Annotated in this window: 17 protein-coding genes; 13 read left to right on the top strand and 4 right to left on the bottom strand. The window is 64.4% G+C overall.

The window, feature by feature from the left end; translation table 11 throughout:
• The first annotated feature begins 48 nt into the window (after window positions 1-48).
• The 4 genes from AC1DMY_RS17630 (at window position 49) to AC1DMY_RS17645 (ending at window position 6,636) form a co-directional block, all read left to right on the top strand.
• Window positions 49-951 (top strand): 5'-nucleotidase, lipoprotein e(P4) family, encoded by a 903-nt coding sequence (locus AC1DMY_RS17630; protein WP_477166168.1) that lies wholly within the window; start codon window positions 49-51, stop codon window positions 949-951.
• 311 nt (window positions 952-1,262) lie between these two features.
• Window positions 1,263-2,264, top strand: coding sequence for a hypothetical protein (locus AC1DMY_RS17635; RefSeq protein ID WP_477166169.1), 1,002 nt, complete (start codon window positions 1,263-1,265; stop codon window positions 2,262-2,264).
• Between the two features lie 141 nt (window positions 2,265-2,405).
• Complete coding sequence (gene plsB / locus AC1DMY_RS17640; RefSeq protein ID WP_477166170.1) at window positions 2,406-5,051, top strand: glycerol-3-phosphate 1-O-acyltransferase PlsB; 2,646 nt, start codon at window positions 2,406-2,408, stop codon at window positions 5,049-5,051.
• 226 nt (window positions 5,052-5,277) lie between these two features.
• On the top strand, window positions 5,278-6,636 hold the full coding sequence (locus AC1DMY_RS17645; protein WP_477166171.1) for a metal-dependent hydrolase family protein: 1,359 nt from the start codon (window positions 5,278-5,280) through the stop codon (window positions 6,634-6,636).
• A 394-nt stretch (window positions 6,637-7,030) separates the two neighbouring features.
• On the opposite strand, the gene AC1DMY_RS17650 is transcribed toward AC1DMY_RS17645, so the two are convergent.
• The gene (locus AC1DMY_RS17650) at window positions 7,031-7,627 is read right to left on the bottom strand and encodes an acyl carrier protein phosphodiesterase (protein WP_477166172.1); all 597 of its coding nucleotides are present in this window, start codon (window positions 7,625-7,627) and stop codon (window positions 7,031-7,033) included.
• A 48-nt stretch (window positions 7,628-7,675) separates the two neighbouring features.
• Between AC1DMY_RS17650 and AC1DMY_RS17655 the strand changes: the two genes are divergently transcribed.
• From AC1DMY_RS17655 to AC1DMY_RS17670, 4 genes are all read left to right on the top strand, one after another.
• Window positions 7,676-8,365 carry an alpha/beta hydrolase gene (locus AC1DMY_RS17655; protein WP_477166173.1) on the top strand — a complete coding sequence of 230 codons (690 nt, stop codon included), beginning with the start codon at window positions 7,676-7,678 and terminating at the stop codon, window positions 8,363-8,365.
• Between the two features lie 69 nt (window positions 8,366-8,434).
• Window positions 8,435-9,556 (top strand): cell division protein ZapE, encoded by a 1,122-nt coding sequence (zapE, locus tag AC1DMY_RS17660; RefSeq protein WP_477166174.1) that lies wholly within the window; start codon window positions 8,435-8,437, stop codon window positions 9,554-9,556.
• Window positions 9,557-9,696: 140 nt separating this feature from the next.
• Window positions 9,697-10,074: a peptidase C13 gene (locus AC1DMY_RS17665; RefSeq protein ID WP_477166175.1), complete on the top strand. Its 378-nt coding sequence runs from the start codon at window positions 9,697-9,699 to the stop codon at window positions 10,072-10,074.
• A gap of 200 nt (window positions 10,075-10,274) precedes the next feature.
• Window positions 10,275-12,053 (top strand): putative bifunctional diguanylate cyclase/phosphodiesterase, encoded by a 1,779-nt coding sequence (locus AC1DMY_RS17670; RefSeq protein ID WP_477166176.1) that lies wholly within the window; start codon window positions 10,275-10,277, stop codon window positions 12,051-12,053.
• A gap of 98 nt (window positions 12,054-12,151) precedes the next feature.
• On the opposite strand, the gene AC1DMY_RS17675 is transcribed toward AC1DMY_RS17670, so the two are convergent.
• Complete coding sequence (locus tag AC1DMY_RS17675) at window positions 12,152-13,831, bottom strand: AMP-binding protein (RefSeq protein WP_477166177.1); 1,680 nt, start codon at window positions 13,829-13,831, stop codon at window positions 12,152-12,154.
• Window positions 13,832-14,038: 207 nt separating this feature from the next.
• Here AC1DMY_RS17675 and AC1DMY_RS17680 point away from each other — a divergent pair, with 207 nt between their 5' ends.
• A complete protein-coding gene (locus AC1DMY_RS17680; RefSeq protein ID WP_477166178.1) occupies window positions 14,039-15,334 on the top strand; it encodes an amidohydrolase in 1,296 nt (431 codons plus the stop codon).
• A 140-nt stretch (window positions 15,335-15,474) separates the two neighbouring features.
• Here AC1DMY_RS17680 and AC1DMY_RS17685 read toward each other — a convergent pair whose 3' ends face one another.
• On the bottom strand, window positions 15,475-16,191 hold the full coding sequence (locus AC1DMY_RS17685; protein WP_477166179.1) for a DUF6624 domain-containing protein: 717 nt from the start codon (window positions 16,189-16,191) through the stop codon (window positions 15,475-15,477).
• A gap of 147 nt (window positions 16,192-16,338) precedes the next feature.
• Between AC1DMY_RS17685 and AC1DMY_RS17690 the strand changes: the two genes are divergently transcribed.
• The 4 genes from AC1DMY_RS17690 to AC1DMY_RS17705 all read left to right on the top strand — a co-directional run bounded on the left by AC1DMY_RS17690 (window position 16,339) and on the right by AC1DMY_RS17705 (window position 21,779).
• On the top strand, window positions 16,339-17,883 hold the full coding sequence (locus tag AC1DMY_RS17690; protein ID WP_477166180.1) for a S10 family peptidase: 1,545 nt from the start codon (window positions 16,339-16,341) through the stop codon (window positions 17,881-17,883).
• A 141-nt stretch (window positions 17,884-18,024) separates the two neighbouring features.
• Entirely contained in the window at window positions 18,025-19,590 is a 1,566-nt protein-coding gene (locus AC1DMY_RS17695; RefSeq protein ID WP_477166181.1) for a S10 family peptidase, read from the top strand.
• Window positions 19,587-21,284, top strand: coding sequence for an acid phosphatase (acpA, locus tag AC1DMY_RS17700; protein WP_477166182.1), 1,698 nt, complete (start codon window positions 19,587-19,589; stop codon window positions 21,282-21,284). Before AC1DMY_RS17695 ends, acpA begins: the two co-directional genes overlap by 4 nt.
• A 180-nt stretch (window positions 21,285-21,464) precedes the next feature.
• Window positions 21,465-21,779, top strand: coding sequence for an EF-hand domain-containing protein (locus tag AC1DMY_RS17705; RefSeq protein ID WP_477166183.1), 315 nt, complete (start codon window positions 21,465-21,467; stop codon window positions 21,777-21,779).
• A gap of 351 nt (window positions 21,780-22,130) precedes the next feature.
• Here the strand turns inward: AC1DMY_RS17705 and gspD are convergent, their stop codons facing one another.
• On the bottom strand, window positions 22,131-24,548 hold the full coding sequence (gene gspD / locus AC1DMY_RS17710; protein WP_477166184.1) for a type II secretion system secretin GspD: 2,418 nt from the start codon (window positions 24,546-24,548) through the stop codon (window positions 22,131-22,133).
• Window position 24,549: the final 1 nt, after the last annotated feature.

The raw sequence follows: 24,549 nt of genomic DNA on the forward strand, positions 1-24,549 counted from the left end.
TCGTAAACTTATCCGATTCTGCGCGCTCTGTTTAATCGGGAATCCTCTATGTCCGTTCGTTTGTCGGCGGCGCTTGCCGCCCTGGTCCTGCTTGCTGGTTGTTCCACATCCACCCCGACCAAGACGCCTGCGCCGACGGCTCCGGCCGCACCGGCTGCCGCCGCACCCACGCCCAAGTCACCGGCCGATGACAACCTCAACGCGGTCGCCTGGAGCCAGACGGCGATCGAGCATGACCTGATCTTTCTGCAGACCTACCGCGACGCGCAGGCCCGCCTGCCGGCCGCGCTGGCTGACAAGCAGTGGGACGCGCTGCCCAAGGACGACCGCGTGGCGCCGTCCAAGGACCTCAAGCCCGCCGTGGTGTTGGACATCGACGAAACCGTGCTCGACAACTCGCCTTACCAGGCACGCCTGATCAAGAGCGGCGGCGAGTACAACGAGGCTGACTGGGCGGCCTGGTGCAACGAGCAGCGCGCCCGCGCCCTGCCGGGCGTGGTGGAATTCACCCAGTTCGCCGCCAAGCACGGCATTGCGGTGATCTACATCTCCAACCGCGCCAAGGACCTGGATCAGGCCACCCTGGCCAACCTGCGCAAGGCCGGCCTGCCGGTGGCGGGTCCGGAATCCTTCCTGGGCCTGGGCACGTTTGTCGAAGACTGCGAACAGATCGGCACCGAGAAAGGCTGCCGCCGCCAGCTGATCAGCCATAAATATCGCGTGTTGATGCAGTTTGGCGACCAGATCGGCGATTTTGTGACCGTTCTGGCGAACAACGCCGAGGGCCGCCAGAAGGCCATGAAGCCCTATATGGACTGGATCGGCACCCGCTGGTTCGTGCTGCCCAACCCGACCTATGGCGCATGGGAGCCCGCTCTGTTTAATAATGACTACACGGCCCCGCGCGACGAGCGTCGCCGCCAGAAGATCCAGTCGCTGCGTTTTGACTGATTGCAATTAAGAAAAAACAACAACTTACGCAGCATAATCTAAAGTATTGCTTTAAGTTTGACGGGGAAGTAACATCCTCCCCGCTGACACCTGCTGACCTTGATAACTCCGCAGGCAAGGCCATTTCCCTTCCGGCTCTGCCGGATTACCCCGTGAGGCTCAGCGCCCGCGGGGTTTTCTTTTGGTGCTACTTAAAGAGCGCTTGAACGGGCTCCCAACTTGGCGTCACGCCTCTTGTTCACGCAGAGTCGACACGCTTACGCTCAGCCGACCGCCTCCGTAGGTCGCCGGGCGCCACCAAACGAGACTCCATGCGTCGCTCATCCGTCTACTACGCCGTTGGTGCGTTCATTGCCCTGCTGGTGCTGGCCACGGCGGCCGCGCTGTTCATGACCTCGCACCACAAGACCGTCGGCCCGGTGCCGGTGGTCGTCGGCGGCGATACCCCCGAAGCGTCGGTGCAGCAGTCGATTGCCCTGATCAAGACCGGCGACTTCGCCGGCTTCTGGAAGCACGCCCTGCCCCCGGCCGATTACGACACGCTGCGTTCCGACTGGACGCGCCCGCGCCCCGACGAGCACCCGCTTACGCCCGAAGACCGCGCGGACTTCATCAAGACCATGCAGCAGCTCACCGCGCCCGATGCCGAAACCAAGCTCTATGCGGTGGCCAAGCCCAAGCTGGCCCAGCTGCAGGCGCAGTACCAGGACCAGGTGCCGGTGATGATCGGTATCTTCCAGGCGATTGCCGCCACCGGCGTGTCGCAGAGCAAGGACCTCACCAACCCGCAGAAGCAGCAGGCCACCGAGGTCATCAATGTGTTGGCGCCGTGGGCGCAGACCGTGCCGTGGTTCGACCAGGCCCGCGCCAAGCAGGTCGTCGGCATCGCCGTGGCGACCGCCCGCAAGCTCGACCTGAAGACGCCTGAGCAGCTGAAGGCGATGGACTTCGACACCGCGATGCAGAAGTACAGCGTCGGCTTCCTGGGCATCAAACAGGCGCTGGCCGTGTACGGCCTGTCGGTGGATGACACGCTCGATTCGGCCAAGGTCAGTACGGTGGACAACCGCAACGGCCATGCCCATGTGCGCATCGACTACGTCTTGCTGGGCAAGCCGCTGGCTACCGAGTCGGACCTGATCGAACAAGACGGGCGCTGGTATAGCGAGGATGTGCTGCAGAACGTGCGCGAAGCGCATGAGCGGCTGCTTGCTCCGCCGGCTCCGGCCGGAAGTGCCGCGGCACCGGCGATGCCGGCCAGCGTCGGCACGCCGGTCCAGGCCATGACGACGCCACCGCCGGCCAAGCACTAAGCCCCGGCCAGAACACCTTGTTTACTTCCGCTCCGGTAAAAGGCCGGGGCGGCGCCATGGGCGGCGTTCGCCGTTACCGCCTGAACCGCCCAAACGGTCCGGACCTCTCGGGCCACCAGTTACAATTGGGGAATGCAGAATATGTCGACCACGGACTCTCCCGCCCGTAGCCGCGCGCCCTGGTGGTTCAACCTGGCCGGGCAGTTGCTCGAACCCTGGATGCGCATCCGCCGCGATCCCGCCGAACCGGCTGCCCTGCTTCAGGCAGGCATACCGGTTTGCTATGTGATCGAGCGCGATGGCTTTTCCGATGCCCTGATCCTGGAGCGCGCCTGCCGCGAGGCCGGCTTGCCGTCACCGATGGCGCCGCTGTCGGGCACGCGCCGCAAGCGTTCGGTGTTTGCCCTGGCGCGCCGCGACGGCTGGCTGTTCGGCCGCAGCCGCAAGCGCTCGCCCAGCGAGCCGCTGGGCCAGCTGGTGCGCTCGCTGGAAGGCGACCCCGACCGCGACGTACAGATCGTGCCCGTCTCCATCTATGTCGGTCGCGCCCCGACCCGCGAGTCGGGCTGGTTCAGCGTGCTGTTCTCGGAAAACTGGGTCGTCGTCGGCCGTTTCCGCCGCATGCTGGCGCTGCTGCTCAATGGCCGCGACACCGTGGTGCATTTCTCCACGCCGGTGTCGCTGCGCACGGTGGTGAACGAGGCGGGCGATATTCGCCCCGAACGTCTCACCCGCAAGATCGCCCGTGTGTTGCGCACGCACTTCCGCCGCATCCGCGCGGCGGTGATCGGTCCCGACCTGTCGCATCGCCGCACCGTGGTCGATTCGGTGTTGAACGCCGAGCCCGTCCGCGCCGCCATCGCCGCCACGGCCGCGAAGGAGAACATCAGCCAGGCCAAGGCGTGGCGTCGTGCGCACGACCTGGTGATGGAGATTGCCGCCGACTATTCGCACCCGGTGGTGCGTTCGGCTTCGTTCCTGCTCTCCAACTTCTGGAACAAGCTGTACGACGGCATCGCCATGCACCACTTCGAAAAGGCCCGCGCCGCCGCGCCCGGCCACGAAGTGGTCTATGTGCCCTGCCATCGCAGCCATGCCGACTATCTGCTGATGTCGTACCAGTTGCACATGTCTGGCGTGGTGGTGCCGCATATCGCGGCGGGCGTGAACCTCAACCTGCCGGTGATCGGGCCGATCCTGCGCCGTGGCGGCGCGTTCTTCCTGCGCCGCAGCTTCAAGGGCAACGCGCTGTATTCGGTGGTGTTCAACGAATACGTGGCGCAGCTGATCGATCGTGGCGTGCCGATGGAATACTTCATCGAAGGCGGTCGCTCGCGCACGGGACGTCTGCTGGCGCCTCGCGCCGGCATGCTGGCGATGACGGTGCGCGCCTTCCTGCGCGCGCCGCGCCGACCGGTGCTGTTCCAGCCCGTGTACATCGGCTACGAGAAGCTGATGGAAGGCAAGAGCTACATCGGCGAACTCTCCGGCAAGCCCAAGGAAAAGGAATCACTGATCGGCCTGCTGCGCGGCCTGAAAGTGCTGCGTCAGCGCTATGGTCACGTCGCTCTGAATTTCGGTGAGCCGATCGAGCTCAATCCCATGCTCGACGCCGCCAGTCCCGACTGGCGCACCGACGATCCCGACGCCAAGCCCGAGTGGCTGGGTCGCGTGGTGGACGATCTGGCCGACAAGATCCAGATCAACATCAACCGCGCCGCTGACATGAACCCCATCAACCTGCTGGCGCTGGCCCTGCTGGCCACGCCCAAGCACGCGATGGCGGAAAACGACCTGCTCGCGCAGCTGGAACTGATGAAGGCGCTGCTGGAAGAGCTGCCTTATTCGGACCGCATGACGCTCACCTCGATGGATCCGCCCGGCATCATCGCCTACGGCGAGCAGATGGGCTGGATCCGCCGCGTGCGCCATCCGCTGGGCGACGTGCTGGTCACCGAAGACGAGCAGGCGGTGTTGCTGAGCTATTTCCGCAACAACGTGTTGCACCTCACCGCGACGGCGGCGTGGGTGGCCTCGTGCTTCCTCAACAATCGCCGCATGTCGCGCGCATCGGTGCTGCGCCTGGGCCGCATCATTTATCCGTTCATCCAGGGCGAGCTGTTCCTGCCGTGGGATGCCGACGGTTTCTGCGCGCAGCTGCAGGCCACCATCGATTTCTTCGTGCGCCGCGGCCTGCTCGAAGCGACCGGCGATGGCCGCGTGCTGGAACGCGGACCGGGCCAGGACGATGCGGCCTTCCAGCTCAAGATCATTGCGCGCAGCCTGATCCAGGCGTTCGAGCGCTACTACATCACCATCGCCGCGCTGGTGAAGAACGGTCCTCACACGCTGTCCTCGGCCGAGTTGGAAAACGCCTGCACGCTCACCGCGCAGCGCCTGAGCATGCTCAACGAATTGTCGGCGCCGGAGTTCTTCGACAAGGCGCTGTTCCGCGGCTTCATCCAGAAGCTGCGCGAGAACCGCATCGTGTGGACCGACGAGGCCGGCAAGCTCGACTACGACACGGGCTTGGAGGACATGGTGCGCGATGCACGCGTGATCCTGGCCCGCGAAGTGCGCCACTCCATCCTCAAGATCACCCCGGGCGGCGATGGCGAGAAGGACGCGGCGGCCGAAAAACCGCTGCCTGCCGATGCCACGAGCGAGGCGCTGCATGAGCGTCATGTGGCGGCTGAGCAGCATGAACATGCGCCGGTCGAGGCGACGGTAGTGGAGACGGTGGCCGTGGAAGAGAGTGCAAACGGCGAGACGCGGACGAAGGACTGAGGCAGCGCTGCGCCCCCTCCGCAACCCTCGCCCGATAAGACCGTAGCGACCACTTTTCCTATCGTCATCCCGGCGCAAGCCGGGATGACGGCTCCTTTATTTGCGGCCAGGTCGCAAGATTCAATAAGACGAACTGACTCACGCGCGCCCCCCATATAGGTAGTTCGTCATGGGTCGGCCGCCCCGGTCTCACCCTAAGATGAGCTCTTACCCCGGGGAGCTCACCATGACCACACGCGTTGCCTTCGCCATCGCTGCAGCCCTTGCGCTGCCCACCGCCATCGCGGCCGAACCCGCGCAGTCCCCGCCGGACGTCACCGTGCTGCAGTGTGCGCACCTGGTCGACACCGCCGCTGGCAAGCTGCTGGGCGAAACCACGCTGGTGATCGAAGGCAAGCAGGTCAAGGAGATCAAGTCCGGCTTCGTCGACTACAGCTCTTACGCCAACGCCGCCAAGACCTCGGGCGCGGCCTTTCGCTACGAGAAGTTCATCAACGGCACTTGCCTGCCGGGCCTGATCGACGCACATACGCATCTCACCAGCGAAACCAGTCCCTCGGGCTACACCGATCAGTTCCGCTGGAATATTTCCGACTACGCGATCCGATCGACGGTTTACGCGCGGCGCACCCTGATGGCCGGCTTTACTGCCGTGCGCAATCTCGGCGATGCGGGCAATGAATCCATCTCGCTGCGCAACGCCATCAACGCCGGCATCGTGCCGGGCCCGCGCATCTTCACCGCCGGCCGCCCGATCGGCAGCACCGGCGGCCATGCCGATCCCACCGACGGCTATCGCATGGACCTGGCCGGCAATCCCGGTCCCAAGGACGGCATCATCAACAGCGCCGACGACGCCTATAAGGCAGTGCGCCAGCACTACAAGGATGGTGTCGACGTCATCAAGATCATGCCCTCGGGCGGCGTGCTCGACGAAAGCAGCAGCGCCGACAACGCGCAGATGACCATCGACGAGATCAAGGCCGTGGTCACCGCCGCGCACGACTACGGCTTCACCGTGGCCGCGCACGCGCACGGCGCCGAAGCCATCCGCCGCGCGGTGCTGGCCGGCGTCGATTCGATCGAGCACGGCACCTTCATGAACGACGAAGACATGAAGCTGATGAAGGAACACGGCACCTGGTACGTGCCCACCATCATCGCCGGCAAGTATGTGCAGGAAATGGCCGCCAAGCCCGGCTATTACCCGCCCCAGGTCGCGGCCAAGGCGCTGCAGGTGGGGCCGATCATCCAGTCCACCGCCGGCAAGGCATACAAGGCCGGCGTCAAGATCGCCTTCGGCACCGATGCGGCCGTCTATCCGCACGGCCAGAACGCCAAGGAGTTCGAATACATGGTGCAAGCCGGCATGCCGCCGATGTTCGTGCTGCAAGCCGCCACCACGCATGCCGCCGAACTGCTGCACAAACAAAACGAACTGGGCCAGATCGCCGTGGGCCGCATGGCCGACATCATCGCCGTACCCGGCAACCCGATCGAGGACATCACCGTGATGCAGAAGGTGGACTTCGTGATGAAGGGTGGCGTGGTTTACAAAGAAGGTGGCAAGGAAGCAGTGAACTGAGCTTGCCAGGAGGCTGCCCCCTCTAACGGCCTGCTTGTCTGTGGGAGCGCACCCTGTGCGCGACTGCCACGCGTGGGTGTATCGCTCCGTAGGTTTGTCGCGCACAGGGTGCGCTCCCACAAAAGAAAAACTGCCCGCAACCCAACACAAGTGCGCTCCTACAACAAGCAGCCGCCCGGCAATGCCCGGCGTTGTTCGGCACTTGATGTCGGTCCAGCCCCGGGGGGTCCTTTCTTTTGGTTACTTTTCTTTGGGCAAGCAATGAAAAGTAACCCGGCCTCCGGCAGGAGGCTGGAAGCCCGCGGCAGGCGAGCCAGGCCGAAAGAACGAGACAACCGAGCGCAAAGCCACTGGATCCCTGCCTCCGCAGGGATGACGAGCAAATGCACCCCAGCTACCCACCCGCCCCATGCTCCCCCACCCACTCCCCCGCAAACCCCCTCAACTCCGGATAAAACACCTCAAACGTCGCCTGCAGCTGCCGATCCAGCCCCATCAGCACCGGCAATGCCTCCCCGACCGGATTGCTCCGACTCAAGCGATGCGAAATGCCATCGAACGCAGCGCCCATTTCTTCAGGCCGCGCATACCCGGCCGGCAGCGCATGCGCCTCCATGTAATTGCGAAAGCGCAGGAGGCCGGGCGGCAATAGGGGTTCATAGCGGTGCAGCAGCTCGCGCAGATGGGCCGAATAGGGCTCCAGCGAGTGATGGCTCCAGCGCGGGAAATCGCGCGCAAGCAGGTGGTCGAACCACATGTCCAGCAAGATGCCGCCGTAACGGCGGAAGGGCGCCGGGAGCAGCGCCCGCGCCTCTGCCACCGCAGGATGGCTATCGGTAAACACATCGATGGCCCGATGCAGGCGGATCCCCGTGATCACCCCCTGCGGCAGGGCCGGATCGGGCTGTCCGTGGACGAAATCGCCCAGGAAGCCGCCCAGTTGCAGCAGCTCGTCGTCACCGGCCAGCAACGTGTGCGCAAGATGATTCATCGCGGCCGGCCCGAACGCCGGGGCCAGCTGGCGGTTATCATCTTGCTTATGAACCCCGTGATCATCCCCACCCAACCCGACCGTTTTCCGGAGCAGGCGTCCAGCTTCGCGCTGGAAGGGCCCGCCGGCAAGCTCGAAGCTGTGAGCGACGTGGCCGTGCCCGAAGAGGCGCGCCGCGGCACCGCCATCATCTGCCATCCGCACCCGCTCCAGGGCGGCACCATGCACAACAAGGTGGTGACCATGGTGGAGCGCGCGCTGCGCGAGTCCGGGCTGGATACGGTGCGCTTCAATTTCCGTGGCACGGGCGAATCCGAAGGCACGTATGACCATGGCAACGGCGAAGGCGACGACCTGGCCGCGGTGGCCGCCTGGGTGCGCCGCGCCCGGCCGGACGACGCCCTGTGGCTAGCCGGCTTCTCGTTCGGCAGCTATGTCTCGATCCGCAACGCGGTGCGCCTGCGCGCCGACGCACTGATCAGCATCGCGCCCCCGGCCGGTCGCTGGCCGTTCGAGGACATCCAGCTGCCGACCTGCCCCTGGCTGGTGGTGCAGGGCGAGGAAGACGAAGTGGTCGACCCGCAGACCGTGTTCAACTGGATCGACGGCATGAAGCACAAGCCCGAACTGGTGCGCATGCCCGAAACCAGCCACTTCTTCCACCGCCGCCTGATGGATTTGCGCGGCGCCATCAAGCACGCCGTGCAGCCCTGGCTGCCGCCGCCGCGTCAGGATTGATGCTGCCCGACCTCCCCCCGATGCGATGCCCGGCGTCCCCACCTGGCATCGGTAGAGTCCGCCGTACCCATGAGTAATCCCGACCTGCTCGCGCCCAGTGCGCGTTATCACGAAGGCGTCAGCGCGCACCGCTGGGAGGCCGATCCTGCCCAGCAGGCTTTGCTGCCCGAGTTCGACCGCATGCATGCCGCCCTGCTCGCCGCCGAGGCGAACGGCAACGGCAACGGTCTGTTTGGACGTCTGAAGTCGCTGCTGGGCAACGACACCCGCGAAGGCGTGCAGGGCTTGTACCTGTGGGGCAGTGTGGGGCGTGGCAAGACCTTCCTGATGGATATGTTCGTGTCCAGCCTGTCGCCGGGCATGGCCTTGCGCCGTCACTACCATCGCTTCATGGGCGAGGTGCATGAGCAGTTGCGCGAGCTGGGCGAGCGGCAAGACCCGTTGATCGAGGTCGCCGCCAACATCGCCTCGCGTTGCCGCGTGCTGTGCCTGGACGAATTCCTGGTCAACGACATCGGCGACGCCATGATCCTGGGCACGCTGCTGCAGTCCTTGTTCGAGCGCGGCGTGGCCCTGGTCACCACCTCGAACACGGCGCCGGAAAACCTGTACAAGGAGGGCCTGCAGCGTGCGCGTTTTCTGCCGGCCATCGCGCTGATCGAAAAGCATTGCCGCGTGGTGCAGATGATTTCCTCGCACGACTGGCGTTTGCGCGCACTCACCCAGGCCCCGGTATACCAGACGCCGCCGAGCGCGGAAGCGGAGCGCGCGCTGTCGCGCATCTTCACCACCCAGGCCGAAGGCGCGGTGCAGGACGGCGGCGAGCTGATCATCAACGATCGCGCCATCCCGGTGCGCAAACGCGCCCGCAATATCGTGTGGTTCGATTTCGCCGCGCTGTGCGAAGGCCCGCGCGCCGTGGCCGACTACATCGAGCTGGCCAAGACCAGTCCGGCGGTGATCATTTCCAATGTGCCGCAGTTCACCATCTATACCGACGATGCCGCACGACGTTTCGTGCAATTGGTCGATGAGTTCTACGACCGCCATGTGAAACTCATTCTGTCCGCTGCTGCTGCGATTACCGAGCTGTACGACGGTGAGCGCTTGCGTGCGGAATTCGGCCGTACGGAATCACGGTTGATTGAAATGCAGAGCGAGGAATATCTGGCGAGCGAGCACCTGCCCTGATCGCCGGCACCTTGTGTAGGAGCGCACCCTGTGCGCGAACGCCGACCGCAGGGCGGCCTGCCGGCCGCGTTCGCGCACAGGGTGCGCTCCTACAAGGTGATCGCTGCTAACGTGGCCACTCCTCATCGGCCGGAACTGCCATGTCGATCCTGCTCGCCCTCGCCCTGCAACTGAGTCCCAACGCTGGCGCGGATTTCCACGCACGCGTCACCCAGGCCAAGCTGGCCGAGGGCGCGGCCACCGGGCCGGCCTACCAGAAGCAGATGTGGGACCGCATCGGCAACGCCACCACCGACGCGTACAAGAGCTGCCTCGCCGCCACCCAGCCGCCGGACAAGTCGCCCTTCACCCTGGTCGCCGATGTCGCGGCCGACGGTCGCCTCTCACGCATCGCAGTGCAGCCCGAGACACTGGTGGCGCAATGCATGGCAAGTCACTTCGCCAGCTGGACCCTGCCGCCACCGCCTGCCAGGCCCGCACCGTATCCGGTCGAAGTGGATTTCAGCATCAAGCCATAAGCACGGCGTCGTGCCCATGAAGTGCACCAGCACTCCAAACAGCCGTACCACTATTTGACGGATTGCGATTCGCGGAGCGGCTGGAGTAGCCTCGCCGGCATATCGGGACACCAGTCCTTAGGGGGCAATCTGCGATGCGCACGACCGCGGGATGGGGTCCGGGGCAGATCGCGGCTGGGCATCAGCTGACACCGCCTGCCGTGGAAACGTCCCCAGAGCAAGCCGCCGATTCGGCGGAGAATCTGGCTGTGCCCGGTTTCGATGCCGTGGTGCGCCTGCTGACGCGCACGCTCGGCGTTCCACAGGTGGCGCTGGTGCTCAACAGCGGTGCGGCTTACTGGTTTGCCGATGGCAACGCCTTGCCGTCCGGCGGGCCGCGCGCCTTGCATCCGTTGTTGCTGCAGGCGGCACGCAGCCTCGCATCGCAGGTGGTGCTCGATGCGCTTGCCGATGAACGCCTGCACGACGACGCGCTACCGTTGACCACGGGTCTCGGACCGATCCGCTTCTTTGCCAGCGAACCAGTCTTCACGCTCACCGGCCAGCACATCGGTGCACTGTGCGTGATGGACTCGCAGCCGCGCACCGAGCTCAACGAGAGCGAGCAGGCCAGCTTGCTCGACGCCGCCTCGCTGATCGGCGCCGGCGTGGTGTTGCGCAGCTATCTCGGACGTACCGATCCGATCACCCAGCTGCCACATCGTTACGCATTCTTCGACGATCTGCGAAACCACCTGCACGAGGGCGTGCCGCATGCATGGGTGATCGCGATCGATGTGGCGCCGGTGCAGCGTTTCAACGCCTTCATCCGTGCCATGGGCCACGCTTACGCCGATGAGCTGATGCGCGCCGTCGCTGCGCGCACGATCGAATGGATGCCGCCCCAGACGCGGCTCTATCAGGTGGGCGCGACGCGATTTGCTGCTGTGCTTCCCGATCACCATCTGCTGGACGACAGCACACGCCTCGACGATCTGGTGGCGCGTCTGCGTCGCCCCTTTGATTGCCTGGGCATACCGCTGACGATCCAGCCGGGTGTCGGGCTGCTCAAGATCCATGCGAACGAGCTGCGCGGCGGCGATCCATTGCGCCTGGTGATGAATGCCTCGCATGCCGCGCAGCAGAGTCCGCGCGGCTGGGCGGTGTACAACCGCATGCAGGACGAACAGCAGCGACAGGAATTCCTGCTGGTCACCGAATTGGCGGCCGCGCTTAACGAGCGGGCCGAACTCGATCTGCATTACCAACCCCGCGTGGACCTGGACACCGGCCGTTGCGTGGCGGTGGAAGCGCTGGCGCGCTGGCACCATCCCACGCTTGGCTCGATTCCTCCCGCGCACTTCGTGGCGCTTGCCGAACGCGCGGGCCTGATGCACTCGCTGACGCAATGGGTCATGGAGCATAGCCTCGCGCAGCTCGCCGCCTGGCGTCGCGACGGGCACGACATCAAGTTGTCGCTCAATGTTTCCAGCAGCGACCTGGACGCCGACCTGGTCGGCCGTCTGCGCGGCGTCGCCGAGCGGCACAAGATCGGCCTCGATGCACTGGAGCTCGAATTCACCGAAAGCACGTTGATGGAACACAGCGCCGTCACCCGCCGTCATCTCACCGCGATCCGCGAACTCGGCGCCGGCATCGCCATCGACGACTTCGGCACCGGCTACAGCAATCTGGCGGCACTGCGGCAGATGCCGGCCACCAGCCTGAAGATCGACCAGTCCTTCGTGCGCGGCATGGGAACCAGCCAGCATGATGAAGCGATCGTTCGCTCGGTGGCGGAGCTGGCGCGCAACATGGGATTTCGCGTGGTAGTGGAAGGGGTGGAAACCTCGCACATCTACGAAAGCGTGCTGGGCATGGCCTGCGATGAGGCGCAAGGGTTTCATATTGCGCATCCCATGCCGTCCCATGATGTGCCGACGTGGTTGACCGCGCATCAAGGCATGCCGTCGCGGCGCGCGGTGCGCTGGGGCCAATAGCCTGCCTTACCCTGTGGGAGCCCACCCTGTGCGCGACCGCGGAGATTCGATGTTCCTCTGTAGCCGAAGTCGCGCACAGGGTGCGCTGCCACAGGGGTTCACGTCATTGGCAGGCCCAATTCTCCAGCCATCGCCTCGCGCATCAAATACTTCTGCACCTTACCCGTCACCGTCATCGGAAACTCGTCGACGAAGCGCACGTAATGCGGCACCTTGAAATACGCCAGATGATGGCGGCAATAACTCTGGATCTCCGCCTCGCTGGACGCACATCCATCGCGCAGGCGCACCCACGCGCACACCTGCTCGCCGAACTTCTCGTCCGGCACGCCGAACACCTGCACGTCCTGCACCTTGGGATGGGTGTAGAGGAATTCCTCGATCTCGCGCGGGTAAACATTTTCACCGCCGCGGATGATCATGTCCTTGAGCCGGCCCACGATGCTGCAGTAGCCCTCGTCGTCGATGACGGCGAGATCGCCGGTGTGCATCCAGCGCGCCTCGTCGATCGCCTCGCGCGTGAGTTCTTCGTCTTCCCAGTAGCCGAGCATCACCGAGTAGCCCCGCGTGCACAGCTCGCCCGCCGTGCCACGGGGCACGACGCGTCCGCGCTCGTCCAGCAACTTCACTTCCACGTGCGGATGGATGCGGCCCACGCTGTCCACGCGGCGCTCCAGCGGGTCCTGCGTGGTGGACTGGAAACTCACCGGGCTGGTCTCGGTCATGCCGTAGGCGATGGTGATTTCGCTCATGTGCATGTCGCTTACCACGCGACGCATCACTTCGATCGGGCACGGCGAGCCGGCCATGATGCCGGTGCGCAGCGAGCTGAGATCAAAGCGTGAGAACTGCGGATGCTCGAGCTCGGCGATGAACATCGTGGGCACGCCATGCAGGCCGGTGCAGCGCTCCTCCTGCACGGCTTCCAGCGTCGCGAGCACATCGAAGCCTTCGCCGGGTATCACCATGCAGGCGCCGTGCGTCACACAGGCGAGGTTGCCCAGCACCATGCCGAAGCAGTGGTAGAACGGCACGGGAATGCACAGGCGATCGAGCTCCGTCAGCCGCATCGCCTCGCCGATGAAATAGCCGTTGTTGACGATGTTGTGATGAGTAAGCGTCGCGCCCTTGGGGGCGCCGGTGGTGCCGGAAGTGAACTGGATATTCACCGGGTCATCGAAACTGAGCTGGCTTTCGACCTCGCGCATCTGCGCCATCGCTGCCTCGTCGGCACAGGTGGCCAGCTCGCTCCAACGACGCGTACCCGGCGCCGCCTGATCATCGAGCAGGATCACCTCGCGCAGCGACGGCAGGCGTTCGGACTGCAGCAGCCCTGCCCGGGCGTGGCTCAGTTCGGGTGCCAGCTCCAGCAACATGTCGAGGTAATGCGAAGACTTGAAACGGCGCGGCAAGACCAGCGCCCGGCAGCGCACCTTGTTGAGCGCATACTCCAGCTCGTGCAGGCGGTAGGCGGGATTGATGTTGACCAGGATCAGCCCGAGCTTGGGCGCCGCAAACTGCAGCACCACCCACTCGTAGCGGTTGGGCGCCCAGATGCCGACGCGATCGCCGCGCTGCAGTCCCAGCGACATCAGCCCGGCAGCCACGCGCTCCACCTCGGCATGAAACTGCCGATAGTCGAGCCGGATGCCCTGGGACCGCGCGACTAACGCCGGACGCTCCGGATGACTGGCCGCAATCCGATCGAGCAGCGTGCCGACGGTATCGCCGAGCAGCGGCTGGGAACTGACACCATGGACGTAGCTCGCAGCGGGCATCTCATCGGCCTCGATGGTCGGGGAATGAGCATAGCACTGGGTTTGTGGCGCCCACGGCACCCGCCCCTCCCTTGTGGGAGCGCACCCTGTGCGCGACGCACTCAGTCGAAACCTATCGCTCGGCCAGTCGCGCACAGGGTGCGCTCCCACAACAACAACGAGGAGCCTCAGGCGCTAGGATCGACACACCTTTCGTGGAGACACCCTATGCGCCTGACCTCGCTCGCCCTGGCTCTCGCTACTGTCCTTGTTGGCACCGCCCATGCCGCCGACACCACGCAACTCGTACAAGGCGAGCTGCCGCAGGTCACCGCGTGGCGTCGCGATATCCACCAGCATCCGGAATTGGGCAATCGTGAGGCGCGCACGTCGGCACTCGTCGCGGCGCAGCTAAAGAAGCTGGGACTGGAAGTGCACACCGGTATCGCGCATACCGGCGTGGTCGCCATCCTCAAGGGCGGCAAGCCCGGGCCGAAACTCGCCATCCGTGCCGATATGGATGCCTTGCCGGTCACTGAAGACGTCGATGTTCCGTTTGCCTCCAAGGCCAAGGGCGAGTATCGCGGCAAGCAGGTCGGCGTCATGCATGCGTGTGGACATGACGCGCATACGGCGATGCTGCTTGGCCTTGCCACTGTGCTCGCCGGCATGAAGAAAGACCTGCCTGGCGAAGTGATGTTCGTGTTCCAGCCGGCGGAAGAAGGCGCGCCTGCGGGCGAACAAGGTGGCGCATCGCTGATGCTGAAGGACGGCGTGTTCCGCGACTTCAAGCCCGACGCCATGTTCGGCATGCACGTGGTCAGCTCGGTCAATGTCGGCACGGTCGGCGTGCGACCCGGCCCGGCGATGGCCGGCTCGGACTGGTTCAAGATGGTCGTGCATGGCAAGCAGACGCATGGCGCGATGCCGTGGAACGGCGTCGATCCCATCGTCACCTCGTCGGAGATCATCGGCGCGGCACAGACCATCGTCAGCCGCAAACTCAATATCGGCGACTACCCGGCTGTGCTCAGCTTCGGCATCATCGAAGGGGGCGCGCGCTACAACATCGTGCCCGATCAGGTGGAATTGCAGGGCACGCTGCGCACCTTCGACGGCGGCATGCGCCAGCAGGCCATCGACAATCTCAAGGATATCGCCCAACACATCGCCGCGGCGAACGGCGCGACGGTGGAGACGCAGATCCCGGTGGGCGACAGCAACCCGGTGCTGATCAACAATCCGCCCCTCACCGCACGCGTGCGCGAAAGCATCGGCAAGGCGATAGGCGACGATCACGTGATCGAAGCCAAGCCTTGGATGGCGTCGGAAGACTTTGCCTACTTCGCCAACACGGTGCCCAGCGTGTATTTCTGGGTGGGCTCCACGCCGGTGGGACAGGATGCACTCAAAGCACCCGCCAACCATTCGCCGAAATTCTTCATGGACGAAGGCGCCTTGAAGGTCGGCATGGAATCGATGCTGCAAGCGACGCTGGACTACCTCAACACGCCTGCGTCCTGATCAACACATGGCCCGGTTCCCAGGCTCTCCGGACGAGCCTGGAAACCTGGCGACGTACCCATTCTCCGTACGCCGCGCAGCTGGCGACCAAAGTCATGATGCGCCGCCAGGCGGAGGCTGATCGTCTTCAACGTCAGCTCCTATTTTTGCGTCGACCCTGAGACATAGGTGGCTCGCAAGGCACATTCGTAGTCGCGTAGTGGCATCAGACCCATGTGGGCGCGTCGTTGGTCGAGATGCGCTTCGTCTTCCACCGGAGCGAGCCGGATTTCGCCGGCTCGCTCCGGATCACTCCCGAACTGCGTGCCATAGCGCTGCGGTTTGCCCCGGTTGAGGCGCACACGATCCACCAGCATGGCGTAGTCCGACGCGGGGATGCTGCCCTCCAAGACGCGTGGTTCCAGCATGCCAAGCACCTTCGCCTGAAAGTCGGGGTCCCCGTCGGCATGCTGCACGAGTAACCACGCATCGCTGACTCCTTGCGCGCCCACCTGTGCGGGCACGGGAAAGCCTGAGCGTGCGATCTCGTGCTTCAGCCAGGCGGTGTTCGAGGCATCGAGCTGCCGGGTCGCTTCGGCCTCCTTGCTATCCGTGCGCAGGCCCGAAGCCATCCAGACGTCTCTTGCCCGCTGATCGCTATCGGCGCGCTGACGCAGTGCCGCTCGCAAAGCAGGGTTGGAGAAAGTGTGATCTGGATCACGCTGTCCAGGGTGTGGCGACCGATGCGCACTAATCCATGCCGCTGCAGCAGGACAGGACACGGCGACTCTCTCCAGGTCGCTGTCGAGTGCGTGGCTCGGTGCGATGGCGAAAAAGCCCATCGCCAACGACAAGAGCGATACCGGCCTTAGATTCATCGTGCCCCTCCTTGCGCATGATCCTGCGCAAATCCTACCTGCAGCCCGTCAGCGAAAAGTAAGCCGACCAGTACTTTTGTCACGGTCGCCGCCTGACCGCGATACGCATACTCGGGGCTTACATCGATCCAATCCCCGGGGAATTGCATGCGCCGCCTTTTGACCTTGCTGTTGGCCGGCAGCCTTGTGCTGCTGCCTTGTTCCATGACGCTGGCCAAGGACGCGCCGCCCGACAAAGACAAAAAGGCCGCCAGCAAGGACGACGAAGTCCAGGCGCCCAGCACCGAGACCGCGGTGCGCACCAAGCACAGCGTGAGCATCAACGGCCACTCGGTGTCCTACACCGCCACCGCCGGTACGGTGATCATCCGCGACGACAAGGGCGAGCCGCAGGCCAGCGTGTTCTACGTGGCTTATACGGTGGACGGCAAGGCTGAGAAGCGGCCGGTCACCTTCCTCTACAACGGCGGCCCGGGTTCGTCTTCGATGTGGCTGCACATGGGCTCGTTCGGCCCGGTACGCATCGCCACCGACAGCCCCGCTGCCACCGCGCCGGCGCCGTACAAGCTGGTTTCCAATAGCGACAGCCTGCTCGACAAGACCGACCTGGTGTTTATCGACGCCGTGGGCACCGGCTATTCGCGCCCCCTCGGCAAGGCCGAAGGCAAGGATTTCTGGGGCGTGGACCAGGATGTGTCTGCGTTCTCGCGCGCCATCCAGCGCTACGTGACCATCAACAACCGCTGGAATTCGCCCAAGTTCCTCTACGGCGAGAGCTACGGCACCACGCGCTCCGGCGCGCTGGTGGATGCGCTGCAGGACAAGGGCATGTCGTTCAACGGCGTGATCATCATGTCCTCGATCCTCAACTACGGCATGCGCATGCCGGGCTATGACGAGATGTATATCGGCTACGTGCCGAGCTATGCGGCGGCCGCGTGGTACCACAACAAGCTGGCCAATAAGCCCGCCGATCTGAAGACCTACATCGATCAGGCGCGCGCCTTCGCCAGCGGGCCGTACGCAAGCGCACTCGCCAAGGGCCAGGACATTTCGCCTACCGAAGCCGACGCCGTGGCGCGCCAGCTGGCGGCGTATACCGGCCTGTCGGTGGAGTACATCAAGGAATCCAACCTGCGCGTGGACCCGTCGCGCTTCCGCAAGGAACTGCTGCGCAACGAACGCCGCACCATCGGCCGCTACGATGCACGCTTCGAAGGCGTGGATGAAGACGCTGCCGGCGAAGTGCCCGACTACGACGCGTCGGACACCGGCATCAGCGGTGCCTTCGTCACTGCGTTCAACGATTACATCGTCAACCAGCTCAACTACCACAGCGACCTGGACTACCGCCCGACCTTCGGCGACATCAACAAGTCGTGGGACTGGAAGCACCAGGCGGCCGGCATCAAGCGTCCGCTGCTGATGGCCTACGTCGCTGGTGACCTGGCTCACGCGATGCGCACCAACCCGCATCTGCAGCTGCTATCGGTGAACGGCTACTACGACTTCGCTACGCCGTTCTTCAACACCGAGTACGACATTTCGCACATGAACCTGGAGCCGTCGCTGCGTGGCAATGTGCATTTTCTGTACTACCCGTCGGGCCACATGATTTACCTCAACACCGAAGCGCTGCAGCAGCTCAAGGGCGACCTGGCGCGCTATTACGACGCCACCACGCATTCGTGATGCGGGCTGTCCTTCAACCCTTCACTCCCGTCATCCCTGCGAAAGCAGGGATCCAGGGCCTTTCTTGCCTAACCCAAAGTCACTGGATCCCTGCTATTGCAGGGATGACGGTGAGGAAAGTCCTTTAAGGAAATGATCAGCATGCGCTCGCACTCTCTCGCTTCGCTCGCCTTCGCCATCACTCTCGCCTTGGGCACCCTGCCACTGCACGCGGCCGACGCGCCCAAGGACACGCCCAAGTCCGAACACGGCGACAAGGACAAAGACAAGAACGCCGACGAAAACGCGCAGCCCACGCCGCCCGAGCGCAGCGTGGTGACCAAGCACAGCGTGCGCGTGGGCAACCGCACCATCAGCTACACCGCCACCGCCGGTCGCCTCACCATCCGCGACGACAAGGGCAAGCCGACGGTGAGTTTCTTCTATGTCGCTTACACGGCCGACGGCGGCAAGAACAGCAAGCGCCCGGTCACGTTCTTCTACAACGGCGGCCCGGGTTCGTCGTCCATGTGGCTGCACATGGGCTCGTTCGGACCGGTGCGCGTGGCGAACGATGGCGACAAGCCGATTCCGCCCGCGCCGTACCGCTGGGTGCCGAACGAGCAGAGCCTGCTCGACAAGACTGACCTGGTCTTCATCGATGCGCCGGGCACGGGTTACTCGCAGCTTGCCGGCAAGACCGAGGGTAAGGACGTGTGGGGCGTGGACCAGGATGCCGAGGCATTCACCAAGTTCATCACGCGCTATGTCAGCGTCAACAACCGCTGGAATTCTCCGAAATTCCTGTTCGGCGAGAGCTATGGCACCACGCGTTCCGCCGTGCTGGTGAAGTCGCTGCAGGAGGCGGGCATGGAATTCAACGGCGTCGTGCTGATGTCGTCGATTCTCGATTTCTCCGTGGCGGCGCCGGGCATCGATCACGGCTACATCGTGAACCTGCCGACTGAAGCAGCGATCGCCTGGTACCACAACAAGGTGCCGAACAAGCCGGCCGATATCGCCACCTTCCTCGCCGAGGTCCGCCGCTTCGCTTCGGGCGATTACACCCTGGCATTGGCCAAGGGCGACGCCATCGATCCGGCGGAGGCCGATCGCGTGGCCAGCCAGATGAGCCGCTATCTCGGCCTGTCGCCGCAGTACATCAAGGAAGCGAACCTGCGCGTGAGTCCCAGCCGCTTCCGCAAGGAGCTGTTGCGCAACGAGCGCCTCACGGTGGGACGTCTGGATGGCCGTTTCCAGGGTATCGATCCGGACGCCGCCGGCGAAACGCCTGACGGCGACACCGCCAGCGATGCGATCACCGGCGCTTACGTGGCCGTGTTCAACCAGTACGCTGCTACGGAATTGAAGTTCACCGAAGACCGTGCCTACCTGCCCAACAACTACGGCGCAATCGGCAAGAACTGGGACTGGAAGCGCAAGAAGAACGGCGGCTGGCTGCAGGCCACCTATGTGGGCGACGACCTGGGCGATGCGATGCGTCGCAATCCGCACCTGAAAGTGTTCTCGGCGAACGGCTATTACGATCTGGCCACGCCGTTCTACGCAACGGAGTTCGACCTCACGCACCTGGGACTGGAGGCAGCCGAACGCAAAAACGTCACGTTCGGTTTCTATCCTTCGGGTCACATGATTTATCTTGACCAGACGTCCTTGCAGCAAACCAAGGCCGATCTGACCCGCTTCTACGACGATGCCGCACCGTGACCAAACAGCCTTCCCCGCCTTCCCCGGAATCCACTGACGAAACACCGCAAGACCCCTCGCGACGCCGCCTGCTGGGTGGCATCGCGCTAGGTGGCGCCGCGCTCGCGCTTGGCGGTACTGAGGGGCTGGCTGCTGCCGCCAAGCCGTCTGCGTCGCCTGTGGCGCCCGCTGCCATCGACGCCGTGCTGCGCAAGGAAATCCAGCAGGTCGTGGTGATCTATCTGGAGAACCGCAGCTTCAACAATCTGTTCGCGGATTTTCCTGGTGTCGAACAGCCGCTCAGTGCACTGAAGCCCGAGCAATACCTGCAACGCGATCGCGACGGCGCCGTGCTGAAGCAGTTGCCTCCGATCTGGCACGGTCTGGCGCCGCACAAGCAGACCGTGAATCACCGCGAATACCAGGTGATGCAGGAACACCTCACCGGCCTGCCGAACGCCCCTTGGGCATTGCGCACGGGCGATGGCGAACCGTTGCCGCATGGCGTGGTGACGCGCGACCTGGTGCATGCGTTCTACGACAACCAGCGACAGATCAACGGGGGCAAGAACGACGGCTTCGTCGCCTGGGGTGACACCGGCGCGATGGTAATGGGCCACTACGACGACAGCGCCTCGAACCTGCGCCTGTGGCAGCTCGCGCGACAGTACACGCTGTGCGACAACTGGTTCATGGGAACGTTTGGCGGCTCTTTCCTCAATCACCAGTACCTGGTGGCAGCACAGCCGCCGTTCTATCCGAAAGCGGACAAGAGCCCCGCACAGTTCAACATTGCGGTGACCGAAAGCGGCAAGCCGGACGATACGCGCTTGAAGCTTGCCGAAGATTCGCCGCGCAGCGCGATGGACGGCAAGCCGAAGTACGCTTCGCGCAGCCAGCTCACACCCGACTTCTGGGCCGTGAACACCATGATGCCGCCGTATCAGCCGACCAGCACGCAGTCCGGCACGAATCCGTTGCTGGCCTCCGAAGACAGCCCGAACACGCTGCCGCCGCAAGCGCACAAGAACATCGGCGACGTGCTTTCCGCCGCCGGCGTCGAGTGGGCGTGGTATGCAGGCGCGTGGCAGCTGGCACTCGACGGCAAGGGCGATGGCGACGAACACCTGTTCCCGCAACGCCCGAATTTCCAGATCCACCATCAGCCGCTGAACTACTTCAAGAGCTTCGCGCCCGGCACTGAAGCACGCACCAAGCATTTACGCGATGGCGGCGTGGGCGAAACCTCCAAGACCAATCGCTTCCTGGCGGACATCGAAGCCAATCGCCTGCCCGCCGTGAGCTTCTACAAGCCGCAGGGCGATTTGAACATGCACGCCGGTTACTCGGATGTGGATACCGGCGATCGCCACGTCATGGCCATCGTCGACGCGCTGCAGAAATCGCCCGCGTGGAAGCACACCATGGTGGTGATCACCGTCGACGAAAACGGCGGCTGGTGGGATCACGTCGCACCGCCCAAGGGCGATCGCTGGGGACCGGGTTCACGCGTCCCCGCCATCGTAGTGTCGCCGTACGCCAAGAAGGGCCACGTCGACCACACGATTTACGACACCGGCTCCATCGCGCGCTTCCTCACCCGCCGCTTCGGCCTGGAAAAACTGCCCGGCCTGGGCATGCGCGAGCAAGCGATGGTAGCCGCCGGCGGCCCTCCGCCCGGCGATCTCACCAACACCCTCGATTTCAGCGCCTAGATCTCCCCTGTGGGAGGGCACCCTGTGCGCGACGATCCTTGCCAGCCGCGGGGCGCGTCGCGCACAGGGTGCCCTCCCACAAGAGCTGCTGCGACGACGCCACATCGGGCGGTCGCCCGAACGAACCACTCACATTCCCGGTGACATACTCCGCCCGTCATTCAGGGAGAGAGTTACGCCATGCGCCAGACCGTTCTGATCATCGCCGCCCTTGCCGCCTTCGCCGCCACGGCCGCCCAAGCGCAATCGGGCCTGGGCAATATCGCCAACGACGCCCAAAACCGGCTGAAGAACTTCGACATCGCGGACAAGAACAAGGACGGCCTGTTGACCAAGGAAGAGGCCGAGAAAGGCCCCGTGCCGTTTATCCGCGCGCATTTCGATGCGATCGACAAAGAGCATCGCGGCGTGGTGTCCAAGCAGGACGTGGTCGACTACGTGAAGTCGATGCAGCAAGGTCATCGCGCACCGGCGCCGGCTGCGTCGACGCACTGATGGGCTCGCGGTGCTGTCCCTGTTCCTCTCCTTCGGGAGAAGAGCCGGTGTTTGCTCAACGCGTCACGACGAAAGCGACTTAGAGACGTCACTTCCGTTGCACCTGCTTGTCTGCGGGAACACACGCTGTACGCGACCGCCACGCCGGGGTGTACCGCTCCGTAGGTTTGTCGCGCACAGGGTGCGCCCCTACGATTTGCGATCCGCGACCTGCATCGGCGCCCCCCTGGCGCGCGCAAACCTCTGTAGGAGCGCACTTGTGCGCGACCGTAATGCTGGGATGTACTGCTTCGTAGGTTGGTCGCGCACAAGTGCGCTCCTACAAAAAAGACTCTCGGCGACACCGCCCGTTTACGGATGCGCCGTCGTACTCGTTGCCCCCGTTCCAGAACCCGCCGCCGCCCCACCCGTCGCCCGCAACGGCGCCAACGACTCAAACTTCCGCTGGTATTCGTCCGTCACCTGCTTGGCCTCTTCACTGCTGGTGATCACGCGCGGCGTGATCAGCACGATGAGCTCGGTTCGGTTGCGGCTGTGGTCGGTGGTACCAAACAGACGGCCAACCCACGGGATGCGGTTGAGACCGGGGATGCCGTTGTCGGTAACGCTCTCGTTCTGCTGGATCAACCCGCCAAGCAACACGGTCTGTCCACTCTGCACCGCAATCTGCGTACCCACGGCGCGCTGCTGGATCGTCGAGTTGCCCTGCGAGTTGGTCGAATTGGGCACGATGCTGCTCACTTGCTGCTGCACGTTGAGATAGACCAACCCACCCGGATTGACGCGCGGCTGCACATCCAAGATCACGCCCGTGGGTATGTAGCTCACGCTGGTGGCGGTGGAACCGGTGGTGTTCAGACCCGTGACGATGGACGTCTGGTTGATCGGAATCTGATCGCCCACCTGGATATGCGCCACCTGATTGTTAAGCACCACCATCGACGGTGCCGACAGCGTCTTGCTGTTGCTGCTGGTTTCCAGCGCCTGGATCGCGACCTGGAATTTGCCGTTGCTGCTCAGGAACGAATAAAACAGCGAGTCGGCGGTGTTGTATTGGTTGCCGCCGTTGCCAAGTGCAATCTGGCGATGCGCGCCAGGATAACCCGGCGTCACCGCGCCGCCGCCGCCCGCGATGGGCGTGCTATTGGCCAGGCCCTGCAGATACCACTGCACACCGAACTGCAAATCACCCGTCAGATCGACCTCGAGGATGCGCATCTCGATCTGCACCTGCAGCGGCACATTGTCCAGACGCTTGATGGCCTGTTCGATCTCCTTCCACTGCGAAGGACGGGCGCGCACGATCAGCTGGTTGTTCGAATCGACCGAGCTGATGCGGATGCTGCCGTCTTCGGACACGTACTGCTGGCCGGCGCTGTTGCTGCCGCCGGGGTTGTTGCTGGCACCGAACGACGACAGGCCGCCCGCCGCACTGCCGCCGGTGCTCCCGAAACCGCCGCTCGTACCGGTTCCCGTCGTGCCGAAGCCGCCGGTGGTGCCGGGAGTGCCGGTCGTTCCCGTACTGCCCAAGCCACCGGCGTTACCGAACCCGCCGCCCACGCCGTTGACCGACGGCGTGCTGCTGCCGAAGCTGCCCGCGGTGCTGCCCATGCCGCTGGCGTTGCCGTTGTCGGTGCCCAGCGTGGAACCCGTGAGACCGGGTCCGACCTTGCCGGCATTGCCGCCCGCGCCGCCGCCATTGGTGTAGATCTGCCCAAGGTACTGCGCCAGGTCCGACGCCTTCAGATTGCGCACGTCGTACACAAACAGCTCCGGCTCATTGCCGCCGCCGCGGTCGATCTTGGTGATCCAGTCACCCACTTCCTGCAGATACTGCGGCTGGCTGCTGATCACCACGATGGCATTCGTGCGTTCGATCGGCAGGAAGCGCACCATGCCGGCCAGCGGCGTGTCGCCCTTGGGGCCGAACATCTGATCGAGCTGCCCGCCCAGCTCGCTCACATTGGCGTGCTGCAGACTGAACACGCCCACCGACATGCCGCGCAGCCAGTCGACGTCGAAGGTGTGGATGGTGCGCTGGTAGTTGTCGAGTTCCGCCGTGGTGCCGGAGATCACGATGACGTTGCGCGAGGGATCGGCCAGCAGCACCGCGTCGGTGCGCGCGAACGGCTTGATCAGCTTCTGCATCTCGGTCGCCGAGATAAAGCGCAAGGGAAACAAGCGCGCCTGCAGGCCACCTTGCGGCGCCACCGCGTTGAGGCTGGGTACGAGATTGCCGCCTGCGGCGTCTTTCGCCGGCATCACTACGTACTGACCATCGCGCATCACCAGCGCGTTGTTGGTCCACGACAACAGCGTTTCCAGGATCGGAATCGCCTGGCTGCTGTCCACCGGCTCGGAGGTGGAGAAGGACACATTGCCCTGCACGCCCGGCACGATGGTGTAGTTCTGTTTGAGCAGGTCGCCGAGGATGGCCTTCACCACCGCTTGCACCGGCTGGTTTTCGAAGTTGAACGTCACCGCGCCGTCACCACTGGCGGCCTTGCGCGGTTGCGCCAGCCCGGTGGCGCGCACGAACTGGCCGCTGCCTTCGCTCAGTTGCGGCTTGGGCGTGACGCTCTGGTCCACGGCGCCGTTGTGGGTGTTCAACGGCAGCGGCGCCGGCACCGGTTTTTCGGTGCCCGCCATCGCCTCGCGCTGCAAGGCACCGTCGTCCTGCGCCTGCGGCAGGGTCTGACAACCGGCCAGCCACAGGGCCAGGGTGAGCGTACTGATGCGGGTCAACCGCGACGTGCGCTGGATGGACATG

The organism is Dyella sp. 01L423, from assembly GCF_056399945.1.